Raw genomic sequence first — 10,192 nt, forward strand, 5'->3', positions numbered from 1 at the left:
GTGCAGATCAGGCCCAGGCTGTAGTGGAAGAGGCGGCGATAACGCACCTCGCTGGCTTCCAGCGCGTCCACCACCGCGCGTTCTTCGGTGATGTCCTGGATGGCACCGACCAGCCGTGGCAGGCCCTCCACCTGTTGCCGCGTGCCCACCACGCGGGTCCAGATGCTGCGGCCATCGGCGGTGGTCATCGGCAGCTGCACTTCCCAGGGCGTGCCCTGTTCGGTGCAGCGCTGCACTGCCGCCTGGATGATGCTGCGGCTGTCCGGACGATAGAACGACAGGGCCGATTCGAATGTTGGCTGGTAGCTGGAACGCACGCCGTGGATCTGCTTGGTCTCGCGTGTCCAGCGCACTTCGCGGGTGGCCAGCTCCAGCTCCCAGCCGCCGACCTTGGCGGCGGTGTTGGTACGTTCCAGGAAGTCCTCGCTGCGCTTGAGATCGCGATGCAGCGCCTGTGCCTGGTCGATCTGCCGCAACAGCGCACTGCGCTGCTCCAGCACCTGGGTGGTAACCCGGCCAAGATGGACCATCAGCTCACGCTGCGACGGCGACAGCACGCCAGGCAGGGTGTCGAGCAGGCACAGCGTGCCGATGCGCGCGCCATGGGCAGTGGCCAGAGGGATGCCGGCATAGTGGCGCACCCTGGGCCCGGCGGTGACCAACGGGTTGTGGGCGAAGCGCGGATCCTGCCGCGCATCCGGAATCTCCAGCAGCGCGTCCTGTTCGATGGCGTAGGTACAGAACGAGATGGAGCGCGGCGTTTCGCTGACATCGCCCAGGCCGATGCTGGATTTGAACCATTGCCGTTGTTCGGCAACGATGGAGACCAGGCCGATGGGCATGCCGGTGGCGGCGCGCGCGGCGGCGACGATGGCATCGAACACCGGCTCGGGCGGCGTATCGAGCACGCCCAGCCGTTCGATTTCGCGAAGTCGGGTGGCCTCATCCATGGCTGTCCACGCTAGTACCCGGTCTGTTAGCGCCCTGCGTACGGCAGTGATGCCGTCGTGATGCGCCTGCTCATGGCTGTTGCAGGGACGCCTGCAGGGCGCTGGCCAACGCGGCGTCACCGGAGACGAGGTCTTCCCAGCGCAGTTCCAGGCCCTTCCGCCGTCCCTTCTCGACCAGCTTCAGTCCGCTCGGGTCCAGGGTCAGCGTATAGGCCTGGCCGGCGATGGTCAGTTCACGGCGCAGCGGTTTGTCGAGAGGTGTCATCGGGGGCTCCTTCGCGTTGAGGCGCGGGCAGGGCGCACTGAAACGTGACGATGATCGCGAACATGCCAGCGCCAAGGAAAATCCACTGCCCGGGTGATGCCGATGCGTGGGCCTACCACCGGATCGTCGGGGGGCCGCGTGCCGTCATCCACGAGGGTGATGCCGTGGCTGGCGGTGACCAGATCGGCGCCATCAACGCGCCGGTCCAGGCCGAACGCCTGCGACAGTTTGCCGGGACCGCTGGCGAGGTCGTGATCGTGGCGGGCAGCTGGCCGCAGTGGGTACATCCGTTCCTGTCCGGCCACCGGCTCTGCCGCGCGCAGCAGTACCGCAACACCCTCGCCGACCTCGCCGCAGACCACATTGCTGCCCCAGTGCATGCCGTAGGTGAAATACACATACAGGTGCCCGGCCTCGCCAAACATGCTGGCGTTGCGTGCGGTCCTGCCACGATACGAATGGGCAGCCGGATCCTCACTGCCGGCGTAGGCTTCGACTTCGACGATACGCGCTGCACGGCCGTCGCTGCGCACCAGCAGCTTGTTGAGCAGGTCCGGTGCAACCACCGTCGACGGGCGCCGGTAGAAGGTGCGGGGTATCGGTATCCAGGTATCCGGCAGCCAATCCATCATGTTGCGGCAGTGCTCGCTTCCCAATCCTGCTCCAGTGTGGCGTGCAGCGGGTGAAGCCGCCGCCATCGATTCACTCCGGGTCAGCCAGCGCCGCGCGCCGCCTGGCGAAGACTTCCGGCGTCTGCGGTTTCACGAACAGCGCCACCAGTTCCGGGAACTCCTGCTTCACCGCACCCTCGATGCGGGTGATGCATGCTTCGATCTGCGGGGTGGTGCGGTCGTCCTCGAATTCGGCACTGAGCATGGCCACCACCTGCTCCGGGCCCATCTGCATGGTGGTCACGCCATTGGCACGGCGCAGGTCCGGATCGGTCACGGCCACCGCCATGATGCGCTGGGCAACGGCCGGGTGCGCAGGCTCGCCCACCAGCAGGCCCTTGGTTTCCCGCGCCAGCAGGAATGCGGTCAGCGCCAGCACGCCGGCAATGCACAACGAGGCGACCCCATCCAGTACCGGCATTTCCAGCAGCTGCGCGGCCAGCAACCCGACCAGGGCAAAGCCGAGGCCGAGCAGGGCGGCACTGTCCTCCAGCAACACGGTGAAGGTGGAGGGGTCCTTGCTGCGGCGGAACGCCTCGAAATAGCCCAGCGTGCCCTTGCTGCGCCGGAACTCGCGCAGTGCAACCCACCAGGAGGCGCCTTCGAACAGGATGGAAATACCCAGCACGCTGTAGCTGATGGCGTGGTTGGTGGCCGGTTCCGGCTGGCGGATGTGCTGGATGCCCTCATAGGCCGACACACCGGCGCCGGCGGCAAAGACCAGCAAGGCGACGATGAAGCTCCAGAAGTACAGCTCGCGACCGTAGCCGAACGGGTGCAGGGTGTCGGGGGCCTTTTCGGCACGGCGCAGACCGTACAGCAGCAGCACCTCGTTGAGGGTATCGACCAGCGAATGCACGCCTTCGCTGAGCATCGCGGAGCTGCCGGACAGGCCGGCGGCGATGAACTTGGCAACGGCGATCGCGAGGTTGCCGGCCAGCGCGGCGTAGATGACAAGGCGGGAGCCTGAGGGTGCGGCCATGTGCGGGAATGCTGGCAGGTAGCGGGCGCACCATCCTGCGCGGCGGAGCGTCCGCGCAGCGTGTATGCCGAGCGCCCGTGCAGCGCGGTCTGGCCAGTTCAACTGTCGCCGCCGCCCTCAGGCGGACGCAGGATCCAGCCAGCCGAGCGCGCGCGCGCGGCGCAGGTCCTCGGGCGTATCGATATCGCATTCCAGCCCGGCGCCGGAGCAGCGCGCAATGCCCTCGGTCTGCCGCAGCCGCCGGCCAAATCCCCCGTCTGCAGGTTGCAGTCCTGTTCCGGCAAACCAGCTGCCCGGCACCACCGCCGGCACGCCGATGGTGTCGCCCAGTACCGTGGCCGCGCAGCCGGACGGTGCAGCGGCTGCCGCGCCCAGCAGCGCGCGCAGGTGCTCCACGCGCAGCGTCGGTTGATCGCAGATCATCACCAGCACCCTGGCGGCGCTGTGCACGTGGGTGGCGGCCAGCGCCAGGCTGCCGCCGATGCCGAGCCCAGGGTTGGGATTGTGCAGCCGCTGTGCCGGCAGGCCGTGGAGTTCTTCTTCGAAGCGTGGGTGCTGGGGCAGTACCACCACCAGCGTGTCCGGCAAGGTTTCCAGCGCCAGCCGCACGCTGCGTCGCAACAGCGTCTCTCCGCCCGCACGCAGCAGCTGCTTGGGCTGCCCCAGGCGCTGGCTGCACCCGGCTGCGAGCACCACGGCCGCATGCCCGGTCATGGCGTGGCCAGGGGCGTTCCGTGCCGCCATGCCTGCAGCTGCGCGGCAATGCTCAAGGCAATCGCTTCGGGACCACGTCCGCCCAGTGGCAGGCCGATCGGTGAGCGCAGGCGCGGTTCCAGCGCACGGCGCGTATGGGTATCCAGCACGCTGAAAAGGTCGTCCTTGCGACGGCGTGGCCCCAACAGCCCGATGAAGGGCACGCGCGAGCCTGCCAGCCGTTCGAGCGCGTCACGGTCGAGCTCGAAATTGTGATGCATCACGAGTGCGGCATCGGCCGCGCCGGCGGCAGCGGAAGAACAATACGAACCAGCGGCAAGGGGCAGGTGCTCGCGCCAGCGGGGTCGCGGTTCCTCAACATGCGCGCACCAGCCCAGATGGTCCAGCAGGGGTAGCAGAAGCGCGGCCTCCGGGCCTGCTCCGTGCACGTGCACGAYAGGCGACCGGTGCCACTGCAGCCGCCAGCGGTGGCTGCCGTCCGGCGACTGCGGGGCGGCCGGGGGCACCGTGCGGGTGAAGGTGAAGCCGGCGCAGCGGGCGTCCAGCCGTCCATCAGCCTGCAGTGCCAGGTGCAGCGTATGCGGCCCTTGCAGCCAGGCATCGAGAAGCTGTTCGATGCCGCCGAGCTGCGGCAATGGAAGCAGTGCCAGCCACTGGCGACCCCGGCATCCGGTGGCATTGCCGGAGAACAGCGCAGCGTCGTCGCGGTTGTCGATCTCCATCCATGCGATGCGCCCGGCATCCACCGCGTTGGCGGCCTGTCGCGCCAGCTCCGGTTCCAGGCAGCCGCCACTCAGCCAGCCCACCTGTCGACCCGGTTCGAACAGCGCACAGGTGCCCGCGCGGCTGTAGCTGGACCCTTCCGTCTGCAGCACCACTGCCAACGCAGCCGGACGACGGGCTCGCGCCGCGTCGGCGGCAGCCTGCAGCACCGGGCGCGGGTTGCCACCGTCCAGATCCAACGGGGCAGGGTGGAGCGCACTGGTCATGCGATGTCCGGCAGGCCAGCGAGCAGCTTGTCCAGGGTCAGTGGATAGTCGCGCACGCGGATTCCGGTCGCGTTGTACACCGCGTTGGCCACTGCCGCGCTTACGCCGCACAGGCCCAGCTCGCCAACGCCCTTGGCCTTCATCGGCGACGACACCGCATCGCTTTCATCGAGGAACACCACCTCCTGGTGCGGCACGTCGGCATGTACGGGTACTTCGTAGCCGGCCAGGTCGTGATTGACGAAGAACCCCAGCCGCCGATCCACCACCAGCTCCTCTGACAGCGCTGCGCCGATGCCCATTGTCATCGCGCCGATCACCTGGCTGCGCGCGGTCTTCGGGTTGAGGATGCGGCCGGCTGCGCACACGGCCAGCATGCGGCGGATCCGGCTTTCGCCCGAGGCCACATCCACGCCCACCTCGACGAAATGCGCGGCGAAGGTCGACTGCTGGTACTTCTCCTGCAGCGTGTCGAACTCGATGCTGTCTTCGGCCACCAGCTCGCCGGCCTGAGCGGCATCGGCAAGGGCGCGGCTACGGCCCCCTGCGGTCACCTTGCCGGCTTCGAACTGCGCTGCCGCCGGGTCCATTCCCAGCGCCTGCGCGACCTTCGTACGCAGTGCCATGCATGCGGCGTAGACGCCTGCGGTGGAGCTGTTGGCGCCCCACTGGCCACCGGACCCGGCAGCCACGGGATAACGGGAATCGCCCAGCTTGACCGTGACCTGCTGCAACGGAACGCCGAGCATTTCCGCGGCCGTCTGGCCGATGATGGTGTAGCTGCCSGTGCCAATGTCGGTCATGTCGGTTTCCACGGTGACCTGGCCATCAGCGGCCAGGCGCACGCGTGCGCCGGATTTCATCACCAGGTTGTTGCGGAAGCCTGCTGCCACGCCCATGCCGACCAGCCAGCGTCCATCGCGCACGGCGCCCGGGGTGGCGCTGCGCCGCTGCCAGCCGAATCGTTCGGCGCCCGTGCGCAGGCACTGCACCAGCTGCCGCTGTGAAAAGGGGCGCTCGGGATTGGACGGGTCGACCTGGGTGTCGTTGCGGATACGGAATTCGATCGGATCCAGGCCGAGCTTGATCGCCATTTCGTCCATGGCGATTTCCAGCGCCATCAGTCCCGGCGTTTCGCCCGGCGCTCGCATGGCATTGCCTTCGGGCAGGTCGAGGGTGGCCAGGCGCAGTGCGGCCAAGCGGTTGGGCCCCGCATACAGCAAGCGCGTCTGCTGCACSGCTTCCTCCGGCGAGCCCCCTGGCAGGTTGCCCGACCATGATTCGTGACCGATGGCGGTCAGGCTTCCYTCCGGCGTTGCGCCCAGCCGGATGCGCTGCAGCGTGGCCGGGCGGTGCGTGGTGTTGTTGGCGATCAGCGGCCGCTGCAGGGCCACTTTCACCGGCCGCTTGGCAGCGCGTGCGGCGAGCGCGGCCAGCAGCGCATCGGAGCGCAGGAACAGCTTTCCGCCAAAGCCGCCGCCGATGTAGGGCGACACCAGCCGCACCTTGTCCTTGGCGATGCCCAGGGTGCGGGCCAGATCGGTGCGGCCCCAGTCGATCATCTGGTTGGAGGTCCACACCGTCAGCTGGTCGCCTTCCCAGGCGGCCATCGTCGCGTGCGGCTCCATCATTGCGTGCGACTGGTCCGGGGTGTGGTAGATCGCATCGAGCGTAACCGCCGCCTGGCTGAAGGCCTTCTCGAAATCGCCGACGCGCGCATCGGGCTCCGGTGTCTGCAGGGAAGCGCCTGCCTGCTTGGCGTCCGCAAGATCGAAGTGGCCACGCTGCGGGGCATAGCGGATGCGGATCTGTCCGGCCGCAGCCCGGGCCTGTTCGAACGTTTCGGCCACCACCACCGCCAGCGCCTGGTGATAGTGGTGCACCTTCGGACCACCCAGCAGCGGCGCCGCGTTGCGCTTGACCGGATGCAGCGGCCCGGCGGTGTCGGCAGTGACGATGGCCAGAACGCCGGGCGAGCGCCGTGCCGCCTCCAGCTCCATGCGGGTCACGGTGCCGGTGGCAATCCCCGCGCCGACCACCACGCCATAGGCGGGGGCGGAAGGCGTGGCGTCATGCCATTCGTGTGCGTAGGTGGCCTTGCCGGTGACCTTCAACGGGCCGTCGATGCGATCGTGCGGCTTGCCGACAACGGTCTGCGCATCGATCGGATTGCGGCCTGCGGGGGTGTCGAATTTCATGCCTCGGCCCTCACGTCCTGCAGGATGGAAGCCAATGTGCGTTCGGCCAGCGCCAGTTTGAAGGCGTTCTGTGCGGTGGGCGCAGCACCCTGCAGCAGCACCGACATCACGGCGGCGGCGCCCTGCGGCAGGGCCGCATCGGCCGCAGCGCTGTGCCACGGCTTGTGCGCGACACCGCCAAGGGCGATCCGGCCGCTGCTATCGGGCCGCAGGATCGCCGCCACCGACACCAGGGCGAACGCATACGATGCGCGGTCGCGTACCTTGCGGTACACGTGCACGCCCCCCGGGGGCGGCGGCAGGATCACGGCGGCGATCAGCTCGCCCTTGTCCAGCATGGTGTCGATATGCGGCGTACGGCCAGGAGCGCGATACAGGGCGTCCAGCGCGATGTTCCGGCGCGATCCGTCGGCGCGGACGGTCTCCACCGATGCATCCAGCGCCATCATCGCCACCGCCATGTCGCTGGGGTGGGTGGCGATGCAGTGCTCGCTGGCACCGATCACGGCCAATTGCCGGCTGAAACCTTCGCGCGCGCCGCAGCCACTGCCGGGCAGCCGCTTGTTGCAGGGCTGTGCGGTGTCGTAGAAATAGGGGCAGCGTGTGCGTTGCAGCAGGTTGCCGGCGGTGGTGGCCTTGTTGCGCAGTTGACCCGATGCGCCGGACACCAGTGCGCGGGTCAGCACCGCATAGTCGCGCCGGATGCGCCGGTCGGCCGCCAGATCGGTATTGCGTACCAGCGCGCCGACGCGCAGGCCTCCCTCGCTGGTGGGCTCGATGGTGTCCAGATCCAGCCCGTTTACGTCGATCAGGTGGGCGGGCGTCTCGATCTCCAGCTTCATCAGGTCCAGCAGGTTGGTGCCGCCGGCAATGAACCGAGCGCCCTGGGTACGCGCCGCTGCCGCTGCCGCCTCGGCGGGAGACCGGGCGCGCTCGTAGCTGAAAGCTCTCATGCGCTGGCCTCCCCGACGTCCTGGATGGCCTCGATGATGTTGGAATAGGCACCGCACCGGCAGATGTTGCCGCTCATACGCTCGCGCAGTTCTTCGGCAGTGAAGGCACTGGGCGCGTCCAACGCGGCGCTGACGTGGCTCGGTATGCCGGCCTTGATTTCCTGCAGCACGGCGACGGCCGAGCAGATCTGCCCCGGGGTGCAGTAGCCGCACTGGAAACCGTCATGCTTGACGAAGGCCGCCTGCATCGCGTGCAGCCGGTCTGGCGTGCCSAGGCCTTCGATGGTGGTGATCTYSGCGCCYTSGTGCATCACCGCCARSGTCAGRCAGGMATTGAYSCGCCKGCCGTCCASCAKCACSGTRCAGGCRCCGCAYTGGCCGTGGTCGCAGCCCTTCTTGCTGCCGGTCAGGTGCAGGTGCTCACGCAGGGCGTCGAGCAGGGTGACGCGGGTGTCCAGCCGCAGCGATCGCGCTGTTCCGTTGACCTCGAAGTCCACCTGCATCAGTTCCGGTGCCCGTGCACCGGTCCGGTCCGACTCCGCCGCAGCGACCACCGCAGGCAGGGCCATGGTGGTGGCCGATCCCGCGCTCAACTTCAGCAGTTCCCGGCGCGAAAGGGGAAGGTGTGACGGTGGGCTCATCGTGGCTCCTCGCTGGCTGCGGCAGGCTGGCTGGCGGATTCAATGCCGGGACAGCATGGCGGTGCCGCGGTAGGCATGCGGTGAAGCATGACCCGGTCGCGCATTCATCCGCTGCCGGCTGCGGCGCAACCTGCGTGGCGGCCTTCAGCCATCGCCGGCCAGCGCGATCCTTACCCGCGAGGCCAGTTCGCCGATGGTGAACGGTTTGCCGATCAAGTGAACCTGCGCATCCAGCACGTTGTTGTCGACCAGCGCGTTGCGGCTGTTGCCGGWGGCGAACAGCACCTTCAGCTGCGGATGGCGCGCACGTGCCTGCTCGGCCAGCTGCCGTCCATTGACCTCGGGCATCACCACGTCGGTAAACAACAGCGCGACCTCTGGATGGGCCTGCAGCAGCGCCAAGGCGCTGGCGGCGCCATCTGCGGCCAGTACCCGATAGCCGAGTTCAGTGAGGGCATCGACCGAGAACGCGCGGACGGCCGCATCATCGTCCACGACGAGAATGTGCTCGCGCCCGCCGTGCAGGGCCGGCGCATCGTCATCCGATGCGGCAGCGGGCATGTCGACGTCGGCCAGCAGCCGCGGCAGGTAGACCTGTACCCGCGTCCCTTTGCCGGGCGCGGAATCGAGTTTCACATGCCCGGCCGATTGCTGGACGAAGCCATACACCTGCGACAGCCCGAGCCCGGTGCCCTGGCCGACCTGCTTGGTGGTGAAGAACGGATCGAACGCGCGCGCCATCACCTCCGGCGTCATCCCGTTGCCGTCGTCGGTCACCGCGATCACGACGTAGTCCCCTGCAGGCACGCCCGCATGCGCCGATGCGGTGTCGAGGTCGACGCGCTGGTTGCGGGTCTCGATCTTCAATCGGCCGCCGGAGGGCATCGCATCGCGCGCGTTGACCGCCAGGTTCAGGACCACGTTCTCCAGCTGGTTGGCGTCGGCATGGGTCCACCACAGGCCCGCGCCGAGTGCGGTTTCAAGGATGATGCTGCTGCCAAGGGAATGCACCAGCAGGTCGGTCATGCCGGCCACCAGGCGGTTGGCATCCATCGCCACCGGCTGCAGCGGTTGCTGGCGCGAGAACGCAAGCAGGCGCTGGGTCAGCTGGGCGGCGCGCTGCGCGCCATCAAGGGCCATTTCAATGTACCGGCTGGCGCGCGCGTCGCTGTCGCCGAGGCGCAGCGCCAGCAGGTCGAGCGGCCCGATCACCGTCGCCAGCATGTTGTTGAAGTCGTGGGCGATACCTCCGGTCAGCTGGCCCACCGCCTCCATCTTGCGGCTCTGCCGAAGCGCCTCTTCCACCCGCAGGCGCTCGGCGACTTCGGCCCGAACACGTGCCTCCAGCTGCCCGTTCAGCTCCTGCAGGCGCGCGTCGGCGGCCTTCCGCGCGGTGATGTCGATGGCCACGCCCAGCACGCGCACGCACCTGCCGAACTCGAAGATGCCGCGGCCCTTGGCGGCGACCCAGCGGACGATGCCATCCTCCTTGCCGACGGTGCGGTACTCCACGTCATAGGTCTCGCGCCGCTCGGGATCGCAGGCGGCGGCGAACGCGGCCAGGGTTGCCGCGCGGTCGTCCGGGTGCAGCCCGGCACGGAAGTCGTCCATGGTCACCAGCGCACCGGCGGAGATGCCGAACATGGCCTTGGTGCGCGCCGGCCAGATCAGCACGTCCTGCACCATGTCCACGTCCCAGAACCCTTGCTCGCCTGCTTCGGTGGCCAGCCGCAGGCGCTCTTCGCTGTCGGCCAGCGCCGCTTCGGCGGCCTTCCGCCCGGAGAGATCCAGCATGGCCCCGATCATCCGCAGCGGGGTGCCATCGGCGT

The 10,192-nt window shown here is 68.5% G+C and carries 10 protein-coding genes; all 10 read right to left on the reverse strand.

Features of this window, described 5'->3' with window-relative positions:
• A partial coding sequence (locus AC1VAN_RS03175) for a GAF domain-containing protein (RefSeq protein ID WP_480985251.1) occupies positions 1 to 950 on the reverse strand: 950 nt, incomplete at its 3' end.
• A gap of 70 nt (positions 951 to 1,020) precedes the next feature.
• The gene (locus AC1VAN_RS03180; RefSeq protein WP_025874451.1) at positions 1,021 to 1,215 is read right to left on the reverse strand and encodes a hypothetical protein; all 195 of its coding nucleotides are present in this window, start codon (positions 1,213 to 1,215) and stop codon (positions 1,021 to 1,023) included.
• Entirely contained in the window at positions 1,212 to 1,847 is a 636-nt protein-coding gene (locus AC1VAN_RS03185) for a DNA-3-methyladenine glycosylase (RefSeq protein ID WP_033831185.1), read from the reverse strand. The genes AC1VAN_RS03180 and AC1VAN_RS03185 overlap by 4 nt, the downstream gene beginning before the upstream one ends.
• 70 nt (positions 1,848 to 1,917) lie before the next feature.
• The gene (locus tag AC1VAN_RS03190) at positions 1,918 to 2,868 is read right to left on the reverse strand and encodes a cation diffusion facilitator family transporter (RefSeq protein WP_025874453.1); all 951 of its coding nucleotides are present in this window, start codon (positions 2,866 to 2,868) and stop codon (positions 1,918 to 1,920) included.
• A 117-nt stretch (positions 2,869 to 2,985) separates the two neighbouring features.
• Positions 2,986 to 3,582, reverse strand: a complete 597-nt coding sequence (locus AC1VAN_RS03195; protein WP_442251064.1) for a nucleotidyltransferase family protein — start codon at positions 3,580 to 3,582, stop codon at positions 2,986 to 2,988.
• Positions 3,579 to 4,571, reverse strand: coding sequence for an XdhC family protein (locus AC1VAN_RS03200; protein ID WP_480985252.1), 993 nt, complete (start codon positions 4,569 to 4,571; stop codon positions 3,579 to 3,581). The genes AC1VAN_RS03195 and AC1VAN_RS03200 overlap by 4 nt, the downstream gene beginning before the upstream one ends.
• Positions 4,568 to 6,769 (reverse strand): aldehyde oxidoreductase molybdenum-binding subunit PaoC, encoded by a 2,202-nt coding sequence (gene paoC, locus AC1VAN_RS03205; RefSeq protein WP_442251066.1) that lies wholly within the window; start codon positions 6,767 to 6,769, stop codon positions 4,568 to 4,570. Before paoC ends, AC1VAN_RS03200 begins: the two co-directional genes overlap by 4 nt.
• A complete protein-coding gene (locus tag AC1VAN_RS03210; RefSeq protein ID WP_442251067.1) occupies positions 6,766 to 7,722 on the reverse strand; it encodes an FAD binding domain-containing protein in 957 nt (318 codons plus the stop codon). Before AC1VAN_RS03210 ends, paoC begins: the two co-directional genes overlap by 4 nt.
• Positions 7,719 to 8,363, reverse strand: coding sequence for an aldehyde dehydrogenase iron-sulfur subunit PaoA (gene paoA, locus AC1VAN_RS03215; protein ID WP_480985253.1), 645 nt, complete (start codon positions 8,361 to 8,363; stop codon positions 7,719 to 7,721). Before paoA ends, AC1VAN_RS03210 begins: the two co-directional genes overlap by 4 nt.
• A 144-nt stretch (positions 8,364 to 8,507) precedes the next feature.
• Positions 8,508 to 10,192 (reverse strand): hybrid sensor histidine kinase/response regulator (locus AC1VAN_RS03220; protein ID WP_480985254.1); only part of this gene is annotated, 1,685 nt, incomplete at its 5' end.

Source organism: Stenotrophomonas sp. 05L44_2, from assembly GCF_056665995.1.